Here is a 17,852-nt window from a genome sequence, read left to right as displayed (position 1 = left end):
CACTCTAATACGGTGTTTAAGCAGCGTTTTTATTCATTTTTCACCGAAAAGTTCTTTCCTTACAAGAAATCTATATAACTTTAAAGTCTAATCTAATAATGTTAGTTTACGACCTTTATCTATCCAACATGAAGTCATATAATCTCTTTAAAATACTCATTTCGTCTATTTTATTTCTATCAGGAACTTTATTTCATTTACCGGCTCAAGATATTCAAAACGAAGAAATGCTGCTTCGTAAATTGGATGCAGCATTATTAAAGTATCCAGAGTATGTCCACCAGAAAGAAAAGCAGATTCTTGAACTCCATAAGTATGAAATATCCACCAGAGATAATGAACAGAAATACTGGATTAACAAGCTTCTTTATGAAGCGTACGTATCTTTTGAAGCAGATTCAGCTCTAATTTATGCACAAAAGAACCTTGAATTATCTCAAAAAATGGGAAATAAAGGACGGGAAACTTTATGGAAAATCTATAAAACTTATATGACTGCATCTACAGGATTAGTGCTAAGTGCCTCCAGTGATTTAGAAGAACTACGTCCATATATTACAACTCCTGATTTGAAAATAGAATACTATGCTCATCAAATCTTTCTGTCCGGGCACATCCTACAATATGCAGCGGCACCTATTGACTGGAGTAAACATATTCCTCAAAGTGTACGTGAACAAGTGGACTATTATGCCCGACAAGAACAATTGTACAGAGATTCATTAGCATTATGTCTGCAAACTGAAAAAGAACATATGTCTTTATGGTATCAAGGACTTGCATTATTTGAAACCGATTCCCTTGTCTCTATCCAAGACACATTGAAAATAGCTATCCAAAAATCTCAGATGGATACCCGGGAAGATGCTATGCATGCTTATTTATTATCTAAAATATACCAAAAGCAGGGAGAGGAAAAGAAAGCCAAGCATTACCTCATCTTATCTGCACTGGCAGATATAAAATCTGCCAATAAAGACATTGCTTCACTGGAAGAACTTGCACAAATTGAATTTCAGAATGGAAATATCGAACGAGCCTATCTTTATATTTCAAAATGTCTGGAACTTGCTCAATCTTATTGCAATCGAGTACGTCTTGTCAGTATTTCTAAAATCCAGCATAATATATTAACGGCTTATCAAAATCTGGATAAAGCCCAAAAATCCAAACTGAGAACATCGGTTTTCTTCTTAGGTTTTTTGGCATTCTCACTGATCATCGCAATCTTTATTTTAAAGAAACAAATTGATAAACTAAACAATTCACGAGCCCAAATCAACCAAGCCAATAAATTATTGAGTGAGCAAGCAGCCGAAATGCGAAAGGTACACAAAGACTTGGAATATGCTCATAAAAAAGAACAACAACTGAACACTTCATTAAAAGATGCTAACATGAAGTTACAATCATCTAACCAACTAAAAGAAGAGTACATCGCTTATGTTTTATCGATATGTTCCAACTATATCAGCCTATTAGATGAATTCAGAAGCAAATTAAAATGTAAACTAAAAGTACATCAATATGAAGAGGCACTCACTTTAACCAGCAACCAGGCGATGACGCAAAGTGAGCTAAAAGAATTCTACCGCACTTTCGACACAATCTTCCTCCACGTATATCCTTCATTCGTAAAAGAGTTCAATCAATTACTCATTCCTGAAGAACGCATCGTACTGTCGGAAGATGAAAAACTGAATACCATGTTGCGTATTTATGCACTTGTCAGATTAGGTATTAGTGAAAGTGTAAAGATTGCAGAGTTTTTACATTGCTCTGCACAAACGGTATATAACATACGGCTTAAGACTCGCAACAAACTAATTGTACCTAAAGATGACTTTTTGACCCTAGTTCAAAATATCGGAAAAGAATGTTAACTTCTTCTTACACAGATTATATAAAAATGAAAACTATCTCTATCTCTTTTATTCATTATCTTTGTACAGATTTTGATTTTAAGATACAAATATGGTTAAAGCGATTTTCTTTGATATAGACGGAACTTTGGTGTCATTCAAGACTCACACCATCCCCGAAAATACCCGACAGACCTTACAGCAATTACGCCAACAAGGTATTAAAGTATTCATTGCTACCGGACGTCCTAAAATGTTGATGATGGACGCTGTAGGAGATATTGAATTCGACGGATACATCACACTGAACGGAGCACACTGTTTTACCTCCAGTCATGAGGATATTTTCAAGAAAGGTATCTCACGAGAAGATATCGGGCGTCTGGTAAACTACCACCATGCTCATCCGAAGATACCTTTTGTCTTTGCCTCTGCCGACCGTTGGTTTATCACCTCCATCGATTCATCTGTAGAAAAAGTAGCACGCCTGATTGAGATTGATACTCCTCCGGTTGAACCCATAGAACACGCCCTACAGGAAGATGTACTTCAGATTATGGGATACTTCAATAAGGAGCAGGAAAAAGAAATATTCGAACAGGTGTTGCTGGAATGTGAACCCATGCGTTGGAATCCACTCTTTACTGACATCATCGCAAGCGGGAACAGCAAAAGTATGGGTATCGACAAGGTGCTGGAACATTACGGTATCAATTTAGAAGAGACTATGGCTTTTGGCGACGGAGGAAACGATATCCCAATGCTTCGCCATGTAAAGATCGGAGTGGCAATGGGTAATGCAGCACCGGAAGTGCAGGCTTCAGCCGATTACGTTACGACCTCTGTAGACGAAGACGGAATTACGCATGCATTGAAACATTTCGGAGTCATCTGATTGCAGTATAAAGCAATCGAACAAATACAAATAAAGAGCTCACTTGGATTCCCTATTAGCCGGTTTTATCCAAGTGAGCTCTTTCGTATATTATAACTTGCCAGACGGTATAAGCATTATCGCAAGGTCAACTTAGCCAAATAATCATAATGCTCACCTTCCTGAACTTTTTCTACATTAAATCCATACTGTGATGCATACAGACTCAAGGTTTCAAAATCAATATAAAGCCAGTCGAATGTTTCTCCCTTTATCTTTTTATAATGCATGCAAAAATCAATCTCCCCATAGTAGGAAGCCGCAAGGTCAATCACAAAACTGCCGTCTTCTTCTTCGAACAAATAGCGCAGGTCACTCGAATCCATCAGTACACATCCACCCGGATTGAGCAATTGCTTCACACGTAAGAAAAACGCCGGTAAGTTTTCAATCTTTCCGACAATTCCCGAACCATTCATCAGCAACAGAATCGTATCAAAGCGATCGGTAAAATGTTCATCAAAGAAATTAATCTGACGCGCATTCTCCAATCCTCTTTCCTGCATTACCTTTACCGATAAAGAAGAAATATCAATAGGCAAAACTTCTTTTCCCTTTTCTTTTAATACGAGAGAATGACAGCCACTACCAGCACCCACATCCAGAATGCGCCCTTCTGCCATCTGCAAAGCAACCTGTTCCAACACCGGCATTTCATCATACGTACGGAATAAATTCTCTACCGGAAAATCATCCTCCTCAAACTGTGATGAAAATACTTTCAGACGGCCCGCCTTACCCAAATGAAAGTAATCGGATATAGCAACTCCCATCGGATCTTTTTCTTCTGACAAACAACTTGTTTTCATATATCTTAAATCTGATTAATCTTTCATCAACAAAGATAAGCAAAATAAATACGATCCCACAAAAACAGATTTGCTTCTGTTTGCATAATCATTCCCTATTTTTGCATATTCATATTATTTTTGCAAATAATTGCATAAATAAACCTATAAACGCATCCATTATTCCAAAAATATACGTAACTTTGCGCCCGACAAAGAATAATTATACATATGAAAAATAAAAACAGCAGACTCGATTCTATCAAGATTATCATATCGAGTAAAGAGATAGGAAGCCAAGAAGAACTTTTGCAAGAACTGGCAAAAGAAGGTTTCCAGTTAACACAGGCTACACTTTCACGAGATTTAAAACAGCTCAAAGTAGCTAAAGCTGCCAGTATGAACGGAAATTATGTATATGTACTTCCCAACAATACGATGTACAAGCGTATGACAGAATCTCATACAGCCAGCGAAATGCTACGTCATAACGGTTTTGTGTCAATTGAATTCTCTGGAAATATTGCTGTTATTAAAACCCGTCCAGGTTATGCCAGCAGCTTGGCATACGACATAGACAACAGCCAGTCGTACGAAATTTTAGGAACAATTGCAGGAGATGATACCATCATGCTGGTTCTTCGCGAAGGATGTTCTCAAACCACTTTAAAACAATCTCTTTCACACATTATACCTAATATAAACAAATAAAGAAAATTAGCAATGGATACTAAACAAATTGATGTGATGGTAGCCGACGCCTCACACGAGGTTTATGTTGACACAATATTAGACACAATCAGAGAAGCTGCAAAAGTACGTGGAACTGGTATCGCCGAACGTACACACGAATACGTAGCTACAAAGATGAAAGAAGGGAAAGCCATTATTGCTTTATGCGGCAACGAGTTTGCCGGATTCACTTACATCGAATCATGGGGAAACAAGCAATATGTAGCAACGTCCGGTCTGATTGTACACCCTAAATACAGAGGATGTGGTTTGGCTAAGCGAATCAAGCATGCTTCATTCACCCTTTCACGCTTGAGATGGCCAAAAGCAAAAATATTCAGTCTTACTTCGGGAGCTGCAGTTATGAAGATGAATACCGAATTGGGATATGTACCGGTAACCTTCAACGAACTGACAGACGATGACGCATTCTGGAAAGGTTGCGAAGGCTGTATCAACCATGAAATTTTAGTAGCAAAAAAACGCAAATTCTGTATCTGTACCGCCATGCTTTACGATCCGGCTCTACATACAGACGATAAAATCAATAACTTTTAAACAGAAGCCTTATGGAAGAAAAGAAAAAAGTAGTCGTTGCATTTAGCGGCGGATTGGACACCTCATTCAACGTAATGTATTTAACAAAAGAAAAAGGTTACGAAGTGTATGCAGCTTGTGCCAATACCGGAGGCTTCAGCCCTGAACAACTGAAACAGAACGAAGAAAATGCATATAAACTGGGAGCCGTTAAATACGTTACACTGGACGTGACTCAGGAATATTACGAAAAGAGTTTGAAATACATGGTCTTTGGAAACGTATTGCGTAACGGTACTTATCCTATTTCTGTAAGTTCAGAACGTATCTTCCAGGCATTAGCCATTGCACGTTACGCAAAAGAAATCGGTGCACATGCCATCGCTCATGGTTCTACAGGAGCCGGTAACGACCAGGTGCGTTTCGATATGACATTCCTGGTAATGGCACCGGGAGTAGAAATCATCACCTTAACCCGCGACATGGCACTGAGCCGTGAATACGAAATCAACTATCTGAAAGAACATGGATTTGAAGCTGATTTCACCAAGCTGAAATACTCTTACAACGTAGGTATCTGGGGTACTTCTATCTGCGGTGGAGAGATTCTGGATTCTACACAAGGCCTTCCTGAAAGTGCTTATCTGAAGCAAGTAACCAAAACTGGAAGCGAACTGCTGAAGTTGGAATTCAAAAAAGGAGAACTGTATGCTGTAAACGGTGAAGTATTTGATGACAAAATCAAAGCGATTCAGAAAGTTGAAGAAATCGGAGCAGCGTATGGTATCGGACGTGATATGCACGTAGGCGATACTATCATCGGTATCAAGGGACGTGTAGGCTTCGAAGCCGCAGCTCCTATGCTGATTATCGGCGCACACAAATTCCTTGAAAAATATACATTGAGTAAATGGCAGCAATACTGGAAGGATCAGGTGGCAAACTGGTATGGAATGTTCCTTCACGAAAGCCAGTATCTGGAACCGGTTATGCGCGACATCGAAGCCATGTTGCAGGAATCTCAGCGTAACGTAAACGGTACAGCTATTCTGGAGCTTCGCCCATACTGCTTCTCTACCGTAGGAGTTGACTCTAAAGACGACCTTGTAAAGAACAAATTCGGAGAATACGGTGAAATGCAGAAAGGATGGACCGCAGAAGATGCCAAAGGTTTCATCAAAGTATTGTCTACTCCTTTGAGAGCATATTACGCTAATCACAAGGACGAAGAAAATATCTAATACCTAAGTAAAGAGTTCATCTGTTTACAAGTTTGTCCATATTTTTAGGGACATAACTTATAAACTTACAAACTCATAAACCAAAAACTTATGATTAAAGTAGGAATTATAGGAGGGGCTGGATATACAGCAGGCGAACTGATTCGCCTGCTTCTCAACCACCCTGAAGTAGAAATAAAGTTTATCAACAGTTCGAGTAATGCCGGAAACAAAATAACCGATGTGCACGGAGGACTTTACGGAGAAACAGACCTTGTTTTCACCGATGAGCTTCCTCTCGACACAATCGATGTGTTGTTCTTCTGCACTGCACACGGCGACACAAAAAAATTCATCGAAAGCCATTCTATTCCAGAAGACTTGAAGATTATTGACTTGTCAATGGATTACCGCATCAAAAGCGATGACCATGATTTTGTCTATGGTCTTCCAGAACTGAACCGCCGCACTATCTGTCAAAGCAAGCATGTGGCTAATCCAGGATGTTTTGCCACCTGTATTCAGTTGGGACTGCTTCCACTTGCCAAACACCTGATGCTGAACGATGACATTATGGTCAACGCTATCACAGGAAGTACCGGAGCGGGAGTAAAACCTGGAGCAACAAGCCATTTTAGCTGGCGTAACAACAACATGAGTGTGTACAAACCTTTTTCACACCAGCATGTACCGGAAATCAAACAGTCACTCAAACAACTTCAGAACAGTTTCAATGCCGACATAGATTTCATTCCTTACCGTGGCGACTTTGCACGTGGTATTTTCGCAACTCTTGTTGTAAAAACCAAGATTGAATTGGATGAAATCGTGAAAATGTACAACGACTACTACGCAGAAGACTCTTTCGTACATATTGTTGAAAAGAACATCGACCTGAAACAGGTAGTCAACACCAACAAATGCCTGATTCATTTGGAAAAACACGGCGACAAACTGCTGATTATCTCTTGTATTGACAACTTGCTGAAAGGTGCAAGTGGACAAGCGGTACACAACATGAACCTGATGTTCAATCTGGAGGAAACCGTAGGATTGAGACTCAAACCTTCGGCATTCTAACTAAAGAATCATATATAACGCCATTCTGAGTGTAGTAAATACTTCCACTACATTCAGAATGACAGATACAAAAGTATCTTACTTCAATCCTAATTTACAAAGATGAAACTATTCGACGTATATCCCTTGTTCGATGTAAACATCGTAAAAGGAAAAGGCTGCCATGTATGGGACGACAAAGGTCAGGAATACCTCGACCTGTATGGAGGACATGCCGTTATTTCTATCGGCCATGCACATCCTCATTACGTGGAAGCAGTCAGCAAACAGGTAGCCACTCTCGGCTTCTATTCCAACTCTGTCATTAACCAGCTGCAAGTAGAACTGGCGCAACGTCTCGGAAAGATTTCCGGATACGACGATTATCAACTGTTCCTTATCAATTCCGGAGCAGAAGCAAACGAAAACGCACTGAAACTGGCTTCGTTCTACAACGGACGCACTCGCGTTATTTCATTTGCCAAAGCGTTCCACGGACGTACTTCACTGGCAGTAGAAGCCACCAACAATCCTAAAATTATTGCTCCTATCAATGCCAACGGACACGTTACTTACCTTCCGCTGAATGATACTGAAGCAGTGAAGGCAGAGCTGGCCAAAGGTGATGTATGCGCCGTAATTATTGAAGGTATTCAGGGAGTAGGCGGCATCCAGGTTCCTACCACAGAATTTATGCAAACATTACGTACTGCTTGCGACGAAACCAACACTGTCCTTATTTTGGACGAAATCCAGTCGGGTTACGGTCGTAGCGGAAAATTCTTTGCACACCAGTACACAGGCATCCGCCCGGATATGATTACAGTAGCCAAAGGTATTGCCAACGGATTCCCGATGGCCGGCGTACTGATCAGTCCTAAATTCACTCCTGTATACGGACAGTTGGGTACTACTTTTGGTGGAAATCAGTTGGCTTGTGCAGCAGCTCTTGCTGTACTCGATGTAATGGAAGCTGATAATCTGGTAGAGAATGCTGCGAAAGTAGGTGCGCATCTCATCGAAGAACTGAAGAAATTCCCACAGATAAAAGAAGTACGTGGAGAAGGTCTGATGATTGGTCTGGAATTCAACGAACCGGTCAAAGAACTACGCCAGCAACTTTTGTTCGATCAGAAAGTATTTACCGGTGTCAGCGGAACCAATGTCATCCGCCTGCTTCCCCCACTCTGCCTGAGTATGGAAGAAGCTGACGAATTCATCAGCCGCCTCAGCAAACTTTTAAAATAAGCAGGATACAGAAATAATTCCGCATAAACAGACAGTCGCATACCTTTTTAATTATATCTTTGTAAATAAGACTATAAAAAAGAAAAGTTATGAAAGTAGCAATTATCGGAGCCGGCAACATGGGAGGAGCTATTGCTCGCGGACTGGCACAAGGTCACTATACAGAAGGATATGAAATCACTGTTTCCAATCCCAGCAATAAAAAGCTGGAAAAACTGAAAACAGAATATCCAAATATCCATACCACAAACAACAACAAAGAGGCGGCAACCGATGCCGATATCGTTATCGTAGCGGTAAAGCCTTATAAGGTAGCCGAAGTGTTAAAGCCTCTTCGCCTGCGCCAACCTCAAATACTGGTTTCGGTAGCAGCCGGACTGACTTTCGAGGAACTGGCTCATTCGGTGGATCCTGAAATGACTATATTCCGCGTTATTCCGAATACCGCCATTTCCGAACGTGCCAGCATGACACTGGTTGCAGCACGAAATGCATCGGACCAGCAAAAGGAAAACATACTGAATATGTTCAATGAAATGGGACGTTCTATCCTGATAGAAGAGAAACAGTTTGCAGCCGCCACCTCTCTTACTTCATGCGGTATTGCTTACGTACTGAAATATGTACAGGCAGCCATGCAGGCGGGAGTAGAATTAGGTATTTCGCCCAATGTAGCAATGCAGATGGTAGCTCAGACAATGGAAGGAGCTGCACAATTGTTACTCAACAATGAGCATACTCACCCCGCGTTGGAAATAGAGAAAGTAACTACTCCCGGAGGTATTACTATCAAAGGAGTTAATTCTCTGGAAGCCGATGGATTTACAGCAGCTGTTATCAATGCGATAAAAGCAAGTCTATAGTTTATACGACACATAAAAATAGATCAAAATCCGGTTACCTTCACCTTGAAAGCAACCGGATTTTTTATTGCATTCCTTTTCACAGGAATATCCATACTCTGAAACGTATCCTATCCATTCCATCCACAAGTCTTGTCATCTGCTATCACAGAGTAAAATCGACGACGCCGGATATACAATCGGCGTGGGCGAATATACAATCAGCGACGTCATTTCCACAACCAACAGCGTCGATTATAAAGCGACAGTAGTTGCAGGCATAAACAGAAACAATATCCCAATCTGATACTACCGTTAGTCGTACACAGGTCCGATTCACGCTATTTTACAAAACTCTTCTTTGCCCACTTCAGACTGTTCCATCGGCGGACAAAAATCAAAGCACGAATGTTTTCGTCGAGCAGAAAAGCACACCACATTCCTACCAGCCCCCATCCCCAATAGATGCCGAACAGGTAACTGAATCCGACCGAAACAATCCACTGTACCACCAATCCCACGTAGAAAGGATAATTTACATCGCCGGCCGAACGCAGTGCATTCGTAGCATAAATGTTTACAGCACGACCAATCTCTACCAACACGTCCACAATCATTACCGTTACCCCCAGTTTGATAATTTCTTCATTATTGGTGAGCATACTGAAAATGGAATGTCCGAATACCGCCCAAATACAAGAAAGTAGCAGAGAAACCAAAATAGAAAGCCTCATCACATACTTACCTAACAGATAAGCGGCACGAATCTTATGCTGCCCTACCAGATGACCGATGCTGATAGCTCCTCCCTGTGCCATAGCAATGGCAAACAGGTATACAAACATCACAATATTGACTGTATAAGTACGGGTAGTCAGCGCATTATTTCCGAGTATATTAATCAGATAGGTAATCACCACTTGAGAGAAGCTGTACGACATATTTTCTCCTGCTGACGGAAGACCTACCTGCAGAAGCTTCTTCAACTCGATAAAAGGGAAAGGACGGAAATAAGCCAAAGGGAAACGAGGTATGTGCTTACGGAACAAGATAATAAACAAAACGACCATACTGACTCCGCGGGCTACAGAAGTAGAAATAGCTGCTCCCTCGGCGCCCAAGGCCGGAAATCCAAACTTACCGAATATCAAAGTATAGTTTCCTACGATATTTAATATATTGACCAGCACAGTAACCAGCATCGGATAAATAGCTTTATTGGCACTGCGCAGCGAAGCCGAAATAGTCAACGAAATAGCCTGAAAAAATGCAAAGGCTCCTACAATCTGCATATAGCCAATACCGTACTTCAAAAGTTCAGGACGTAATCCCATCCATCCTAACAGTGTTTCAGCCCCAAAATGCAAAATGGCACTGACTATACCACCTACTACCAGATTGAGCAAAAGAGAAACCCCGACAACTTGTACCATATTCTTCTGAAGTTTTGCCCCCAGATATTGAGAACACAATACAGAAGTACCGATATTAATCACCTCAAATATCAAGAAAGAAAACATTACAATTTGGTTGACTACACCTACTGCTGCCACACTGTTGTCGGAATAACGGCTCAACATAATGGTATCCACTGCACCCAGTGTCATAATCAACAAGGTCTCGATGAAAATAGGAACTACCAACTTGGTTAGTCCTTTACGAATATTAGTCTGCTGAATAACCTGTTCCACAATGATAAAAATTTTCGTGTGCAAAATTATCACAATTTCACACGCGAAGGCTTGATATGAATCAATAATCTACTCGGACATATAATAACAAAAAGGAGACATCATCACTGATATCTCCTCTCGCTTAGATTTCTAAATCTATGAAATGTGCATATCCACACAATTTACTGTTCTTTTTCTCCGTAGAATTTCATTTCCAATAACTTCATCAGTGCATAATCTGAATTAACAGTACCCGCATATTTAATATAACGTGTCTTGATTGGCACCACAATATTAATATAATGTCTGTCAGTAGAAGGAGTATCCACTACACCAAGAGAAGTCCATTCACTCTTATCGTCAGAAACAAAAAGTTCTGTTTTCAACGGAGATAAATACTTATATCCACTTGGATATGAATATTCATAACCATATGCAGCCCAGAATCCTACGATATTTTCTTCCTTACCTAAATCAATAACGATTTCACCTACAGAAGTATTTATTTCCACAAATTGAACACCAGCACCCCAAGTATAATTATCAAACAAATCTTCAGGATTTCCAGACCAGCCATCCAGTAAAGTTGCAATCCATGAGTCTCTTTCCAATTGGCTCCAATTAGATTGAGTGCCACTCACCCATTCCAACAACGAAGAAGTTTTATTTAAGGTTATATTTATACTTTCATTGTCCGGATTCACAGAAACCATGTCTGTATTTTCAAAGACAGGCTTCAAGACAATATTAAACTCCTCATCTTCTTCATTAGCAAATAAGAAATCATTTGATATTGCCCATTTGATTTCACCACTATTCTTCTCTCCTGCAGGGATTGTTACCTGAGCTGGAGTAAAAGATGCATCTCCTAAAAATTCTTCAGGTATACCAGCAACACTAAAAGAAATAGGCAAATCTTCTTTTACAGGACGGTCTAACTGAACTTCAAACGAATACTCTACAGCTCCACCTATAACATCACCATCTTTGCACACACGCTTCATGGCAACAGTATTTCCATTTTCTCCAGCCATAGAAACATGTACTAAATATGGATCTTTCTCTATTACCATTTTACCAGTAGCAGATTCTGTTTTCAAATTCAAGCCCTCTGCATTTACTACATTAAAGCCCAATTCATAAGTTTGTGCTTCCAGATTTTCTGCAGCAAAAGAGAAATCATCACCCTTTAAACCAATTGTTACAGAAGCCGAGACATATCCAGCCGGAATCTTTATTGTTGTTTCTGAAAGTTCTACTTTATCAACAGGTATATTTACACAATAAGGAGCTATCTGCAATACAACATCTTCAGGCGAAGGAGTAGCTAACGAAACTGTCCAAGTGTGACGTAAAGAAGTAGCTGTAACCAACTCTCCATTCTCATTGTAAGTAGCCTTTACTTTCATTGTAGAAACATCCCCCGATTCTCCTGGAGTAACTATACTAACCGGATTTTCAGGATATCCCAGCAAGTTTAATTCTTCATCTTCCTGACATCCCATAAAAATGCCGGCACAACAAAGTGCTATGCTATATAAATAAAATTTCATAATATACTAAAGGTTTTATGTTTTACTCAATGGTAAAGCAACAGCTTTTTATAAACGTATTGCTTTACCATCATTTAATCAATTATATAAATCATCCGGATACTTATAAGGTTTCGGGTCTTGATGCTTATAGAATATTGTAGGATCTTTTAAATCAGAGCCATACAAAGTGGAAGCACCTGAATAACGATAGAAAATACTTCCATATTTCGCAGGACTTGGAGCAAATCCCATATGCCATCCATAACCTCCACTAATCAACCTTTGTGCAGTAGATGAACTTAATGAAGTACCACCTCCTAAATTTAACTCAGCAGCACTACCTGCACACTTTTTATAAGTCATATTACCAATAGGAGATGCAGATCCACCATAGTTTGGAACGACTACATCAATCCATTCGTCAGCATCAACTCCATCAACAGATGATGTTCCATACATTCTTCCAAAATCAAATACTGTTACCAGTTTATCAGGCATAGCCTGCTTTGTTTCATAACACAAGCGAGCGGCAGCACGAGTAGAAGGACTATCAAAAGCAGGATTTTCTAAATCCGGATTTTTGGAATATTCATCATCATAATTAACTCCATCCAAATTGTATGCATAACAATATTGAGCAATTTCGCGTGCAAAGTCTTTTGCTCCCTGTTCTGACAATTGAGCCAATCCAGCCATATCATGATTACCCAGCAATCCTAATAAAACCTTAATACCGCGTTTACGCAATGGCTGTAAATAGGTTTCATTATTGTCCAATAAATACTGGACTTGCGGATTACATTTTACAAATGGGCGTCCGGCATCACTGTCATAGTTTATATTTGCAGCAAACAATACAACTACATCCCATAACAATTTCCCATTTTCCAATTCAAAAGAAAAAGCGTTCAAAGGATTTGTTCCATTCACCTCAAAGAATAAAAAGCCTTTTACGACATCTTCTCCTTTATACGCATCACTGGCATTACGCATATCCTTCACCAAATACATACAGTGTTTAGCTGTCTCATTCTGAACTGTAAAGTCACTGCTCGGTTCTGTTATAGCTACCGGTATAGCATAAGTTTGGTCTTCCAATACGGCTTCTCCTCCAGTGATTGTCATTCCAACCTCTCCAGATTTTTCTTCCGTAAAATTAATAATACCACTGTTATCGAATGAAACCAACTCTTGAGGATATAACTGGAAATCAGTACCGTGTTCCTGATTATAAGTTTCCAGATAAGATGCATCGATAGCCACTTTTGCAGAGGTAGCCGTAGTAGCCGGTTTAGTCAGATTCAATTTGACAGAAGTGGTATATGAATCTTCATATAATTCTACAATAGGAGCGGACAGATTGGATTTTCCATCTCTCAAATAAGCATTGTTCTGCAACACCTTGTTATATTGGGATTCATCTATCTTTTTTCCGACTTCCAAATCATCGGCACAAGAAGTCATCATCGAAAAACTTACCAATGCCATGCTTAACAATAAGCCCGATTTAAAATATTTCATAGTCATAATTAAGTATCTTAAATAGTAATTAGATTGTATATTATTCCGGAAGTTCTACATTCACCCATTCTACAGTACCATTGCCCGACAAGTCATTGCCGTTTTCTGTATAATCGTGAATACTATTACCTGTTCCTTCATTAAACTTCCAATAAGCAATCAAGCCTTCTGTTTTAGGATCTACAACATACATACTGCTGGCAATCTGTTCGGCTGTTCTTTGTACACTCCAAATACGCAATTCGGATATTTCACCAGGCAAATAACGGCTGGAATCATAAGAGTATCCTACATAACAATTACTTCCCAATGATACAGAAGAAGAAGCTGCATTATCCGAAGCTACCAGATTTCCGTTCTGATAATAAAGACGTTCACCGGTTGTTGCATCATATACAACAGCAATATGAATCCATTCATTAGTAGGTAAACCCGGTGCCACATTAGGATTAGGGAAGTTTCCTCCAGGTGCAACCATCTGCAACTGATTACGAGGACGGTCGGCATCTCCAATACGAACAAGGAAAGTACCCTCAATACCAAATACAGAACTCAACGGATTGTCACGTCCTGCTTCCCAATCGGCAGAACGAACCAAAGCTTCCACTGTAATGGTCTTTAAACCACTAACTGAGCTCTTCCATTTAACAGGAAAATACGTCTTGCTGATATTGGCAACCACATTAATCAAAGCAGCTCCTTTAAAGACATAGTAAACAGTACGTTTACTATCCAATAAATCGATATTGCTTGCACTCATAAAAGATACCGGAAGGACATATCTTTTCTTATCGTCCAACTGATTCGTATTTTTAAAGTTTATGATAATATTATCACCAGATACAGCACCTGCCTTAATAGTAGCAGTTTTTTCCGGTATCTCATAATATTCCTCTCCTAAAGCAATGGCATTATCATTATAAATCAAGTTATATGTGGCTGCCATAGAAGGTATTGCCCCTACATGAATTTGAATATCTTCGGTAGCTGGAGCAGCAAGGCGATAAGAAATTTCACGAGATGCTTCTGTAATATCTGCTCTGATCAGCAAGTCACTGCAAACTCCTTCAGAACTGATATAAAGTTTATTATCATAATGATGTTCATTATCAATATCATTTGACTGACAACTGCTTATCATAAACACAGCTGAAGCCAAAAGCATTATACTATTATTCAACAGTTTCATACGTATTCTTAATTATTAGGATTCATAATTTGAATAGATTCACGAATGTTACGATAAACAGGATTATTGCCAAAATAATCATTATGAGCATTCTGAACAAACAAACCTTTTCTCTCAAAATCGGCAGAAGGTGAAGCAACCCATTTTGCGGCTCCATAAGTGGCTAACATCTTACTGCCTCCTGTTTCAGTGTCCCAATAACCAAAAGCCTGCTCTTTATCTTCGGGGCGTGGAGTTTCTACACAAGCAACAAAACGATCTGTCGGTACCAAGTTTTCAGAACTGCCCAACGCTGCAGCTGCATCTTCACCTGCTTGTACTGCCATATAGGCTTTCACACTTAAATCACCCTCACCTGTAGACGATAATGTTTTCAGAATAATGTAATTACATTTTGAAAGAATGCCCATATGTTCCGGGAACAGATATTGTGCGTTTCCATAAAAAGCCAACATCTTACCTTTATGGCTATCAATCCATGCTCCTATTCTATCAAAAAAATTCTTTTGGCGTGCATTATATTCAGCCAATTCCTTTTCCGGCAAACTTACCATAGAACGTCCTGTATAATCTACGATAACTCCATCATAGTTATATCGGTCACAAAGAGCCAACATTTCATCTGTACGCTCTCCCAAATATTGCAACGCATCTTCTTCAGTCAAACTACCATCACTGTTTTTTACAATTGCAGTCCAGTCTTTTTCAAAACTTGCATAATCAATTGTATAAACAGTACGGGTTCCTTTCTTTCTGATTTCAACCATTTCATTTTGAATGGCTTCACACAACTGATCCGGATTATTCAGATTGACAAAATCAATACTATCAGGCAAAACAGTCAAATGTTCAGAACGGTTTACCGGATAAGTTAATGGATTATTAAATGAAACAAACATTACATTGTGATCACCTGCTTTATAATTGCATAAATCTTTCAAATAAGCTTCATAAAGCTCTGGATTCTGTTCTTCAAAAGAAGGGGTACGTAAAGTAAGACTTTCCGGGTCAGTCCAATCATTACAAGCAGGAAGCAGCAAGGCCGACATAATAAGTCCTACAAATATTTTTTTATTTTGAAATATCGTTTTCATATATACAATACATTAAATTCATTAATACTTATTTTTTGCATGCCCACCACACATCTGTAGCCATGTTGTCAGGGCCTTGTAAGTATTTTGAAACAGCTTCATTTACATTATTCAAGTTGCTGGAATACTCTTCTGTCGGATAAGGCATGCGTCGAGCACCTTTATTAGAGTCAACAACACCACCACTCTTATTACCATCAGCTGTAGCAGGAATCAAATGCGGATATCCTGTACGACGATAATCAGACCAAGCTTCATGTCCCAACATCCAATTGGCAATCCATTTCTGAATAATGATTCTCTCTTGTTTTTCTTCCTTGGTTGCACCTTCATTCCATTTTACTGTAATGGTTGAAAGCTTTTCATTATAACTTTGACCAGAGAAAGGATCTACATAAGTCTCAGGAACATTTTCCTCATCTGCCATATAAGCATCTGCACCGTCTGCTCCCCACTGTTCAAATGACAGGCGAATACCTTCATTGTAGAAGCCTTCTGCATCTCCGCCCATATTGAAATCAAAAACAGCTTTACCTTCCGCACGCAGAAAAGCAACTTCTGCAGCATTCATCCACATAATAGGATCTGATGCCGAAATTTTCACAGTGGAGTAATCAATAAAATTATCAGCTATACTGCTTTGTGTGATATCAATACCACGTCTTAAACCGACATAGCTGCCATTGGATGCTTTTTCAAAATAACTTGCACGACGATTATCTTTATAACCATTCATATAGCAAATTATATCAGCAGCTGCATGAGTATCTCCACCGCTTGTTTCTATATTATAACGAACTGCTTCGAACAAAGGATTGGTAATTGTTCCAAAATACTTCCAGGAAGCATTGTCCTCATTGGCTGTAATCAATCCTGCTTCACTGTCAATACAAGCTTCCGCTATTTCTTTTGCTTTTTGTGGATTTGCATATGCAATACGAATTGCCAGACGCAAGCGCAATGAATTGGCAAATTTCATCCATTTCTTCACATCTCCACCGTACACATAGTCGGCTGTAGGAACCAATAATACATTCTGATTTTCAGAAAGTACCTGAATAGCATTATCAAGTTCCTCGAAAAACTTATTATAAACTTCTTCTTGAGAATCGTATGGAATTGTAATCTTACCATCTTCTCCAATCTTAGAATAAGGAATCGGGCCATATGTATCTGTAATACGACTCATGGCTGCAACCTTGATCACTTGTGCAATAGCATAAGGAACCGGATTACCAGTATTGTTTGATACAATCTTTACAGAGTTTAAGTTTCCATATAGCACAGGAATCACTTTATCACTGACCAGGAAAACACGTGTCCAGTCATTTTTTGCATTATAATTAGAAATAGTTGCAGAAAAGCCTTTGTTAGAATCTGCAAAATATCCTCCCATCGGGCCTCCCAACAAACAATCTGTAAATTGGGCAGTATTCACATCCGGAGATACTACACAACCTGCAAGCTGGGTCATGGCCGATCCCAATGCATAATCATCATTTTCAAGATCTCCCGGTTGGTAAGGATTGGAATTTATATCCAAATATTTGTCTGTACAAGAAAATGAGACAAATACTAAGGAGCTCAATATTAACTTGTTTAATATGGTATTTTTCAT

15 protein-coding genes are annotated in these 17,852 nt (G+C 39.4%); 8 read left to right on the top strand and 7 right to left on the bottom strand.

Annotated elements, in window-relative coordinates; translation table 11 throughout:
• Positions 1-128 precede the first annotated feature (128 nt).
• Positions 129-1,883 carry a DUF6377 domain-containing protein gene (locus WKU26_RS08170; RefSeq protein ID WP_340321605.1) on the top strand — a complete coding sequence of 585 codons (1,755 nt, stop codon included), beginning with the start codon at positions 129-131 and terminating at the stop codon, positions 1,881-1,883.
• 91 nt (positions 1,884-1,974) lie between these two features.
• Complete coding sequence (locus tag WKU26_RS08165) at positions 1,975-2,757, top strand: Cof-type HAD-IIB family hydrolase (protein ID WP_340321604.1); 783 nt, start codon at positions 1,975-1,977, stop codon at positions 2,755-2,757.
• Positions 2,758-2,873: 116 nt separating this feature from the next.
• On the opposite strand, the gene WKU26_RS08160 is transcribed toward WKU26_RS08165, so the two are convergent.
• A complete protein-coding gene (locus tag WKU26_RS08160) occupies positions 2,874-3,605 on the bottom strand; it encodes a class I SAM-dependent methyltransferase (protein ID WP_340321603.1) in 732 nt (243 codons plus the stop codon).
• Between the two features lie 210 nt (positions 3,606-3,815).
• On the opposite strand from WKU26_RS08160, the gene argR reads away from it, so the two are divergent.
• From argR to proC, 6 genes are all read left to right on the top strand, one after another.
• Positions 3,816-4,295: an arginine repressor gene (argR, locus tag WKU26_RS08155; RefSeq protein WP_178266056.1), complete on the top strand. Its 480-nt coding sequence runs from the start codon at positions 3,816-3,818 to the stop codon at positions 4,293-4,295.
• 12 nt (positions 4,296-4,307) lie between these two features.
• A complete protein-coding gene (locus tag WKU26_RS08150) occupies positions 4,308-4,874 on the top strand; it encodes a GNAT family N-acetyltransferase (RefSeq protein ID WP_340321602.1) in 567 nt (188 codons plus the stop codon).
• 11 nt (positions 4,875-4,885) lie between these two features.
• Positions 4,886-6,094, top strand: coding sequence for an argininosuccinate synthase (locus WKU26_RS08145; RefSeq protein ID WP_178266054.1), 1,209 nt, complete (start codon positions 4,886-4,888; stop codon positions 6,092-6,094).
• Positions 6,095-6,184: 90 nt separating this feature from the next.
• Positions 6,185-7,153, top strand: a complete 969-nt coding sequence (gene argC, locus WKU26_RS08140) for an N-acetyl-gamma-glutamyl-phosphate reductase (protein ID WP_340321601.1) — start codon at positions 6,185-6,187, stop codon at positions 7,151-7,153.
• Between the two features lie 102 nt (positions 7,154-7,255).
• The gene (locus tag WKU26_RS08135) at positions 7,256-8,380 is read left to right on the top strand and encodes an aspartate aminotransferase family protein (protein WP_340321600.1); all 1,125 of its coding nucleotides are present in this window, start codon (positions 7,256-7,258) and stop codon (positions 8,378-8,380) included.
• An 89-nt stretch (positions 8,381-8,469) separates the two neighbouring features.
• The gene (proC, locus tag WKU26_RS08130) at positions 8,470-9,243 is read left to right on the top strand and encodes a pyrroline-5-carboxylate reductase (RefSeq protein WP_340321599.1); all 774 of its coding nucleotides are present in this window, start codon (positions 8,470-8,472) and stop codon (positions 9,241-9,243) included.
• A 320-nt stretch (positions 9,244-9,563) separates the two neighbouring features.
• Here the strand turns inward: proC and WKU26_RS08125 are convergent, their stop codons facing one another.
• The 6 genes from WKU26_RS08125 to WKU26_RS08100 all read right to left on the bottom strand — a co-directional run bounded on the left by WKU26_RS08125 (position 9,564) and on the right by WKU26_RS08100 (position 17,852).
• A complete protein-coding gene (locus WKU26_RS08125) occupies positions 9,564-10,913 on the bottom strand; it encodes an MATE family efflux transporter (protein WP_340321598.1) in 1,350 nt (449 codons plus the stop codon).
• Positions 10,914-11,077: 164 nt separating this feature from the next.
• A complete protein-coding gene (locus WKU26_RS08120) occupies positions 11,078-12,448 on the bottom strand; it encodes a DUF4989 domain-containing protein (protein ID WP_340321597.1) in 1,371 nt (456 codons plus the stop codon).
• Between the two features lie 78 nt (positions 12,449-12,526).
• Complete coding sequence (locus tag WKU26_RS08115; RefSeq protein WP_340321596.1) at positions 12,527-13,957, bottom strand: BT_3987 domain-containing protein; 1,431 nt, start codon at positions 13,955-13,957, stop codon at positions 12,527-12,529.
• A gap of 34 nt (positions 13,958-13,991) precedes the next feature.
• Complete coding sequence (locus tag WKU26_RS08110) at positions 13,992-15,140, bottom strand: DUF1735 and LamG domain-containing protein (protein WP_340321595.1); 1,149 nt, start codon at positions 15,138-15,140, stop codon at positions 13,992-13,994.
• 8 nt (positions 15,141-15,148) lie between these two features.
• Complete coding sequence (locus tag WKU26_RS08105) at positions 15,149-16,234, bottom strand: glycoside hydrolase family 18 (protein ID WP_340321594.1); 1,086 nt, start codon at positions 16,232-16,234, stop codon at positions 15,149-15,151.
• A 28-nt stretch (positions 16,235-16,262) separates the two neighbouring features.
• Entirely contained in the window at positions 16,263-17,852 is a 1,590-nt protein-coding gene (locus tag WKU26_RS08100; protein ID WP_340321593.1) for a RagB/SusD family nutrient uptake outer membrane protein, read from the bottom strand.

Origin of the sequence: Phocaeicola sp. HCN-40430 (assembly GCF_037890285.1) — a bacterium.
Classification (GTDB): Bacteria; Bacteroidota; Bacteroidia; order Bacteroidales; family Bacteroidaceae; genus Phocaeicola; species Phocaeicola acetigenes.
Note: the sequence above shows the minus strand (reverse complement) of the source record. Positions and strands in the feature narration are given on the sequence as shown.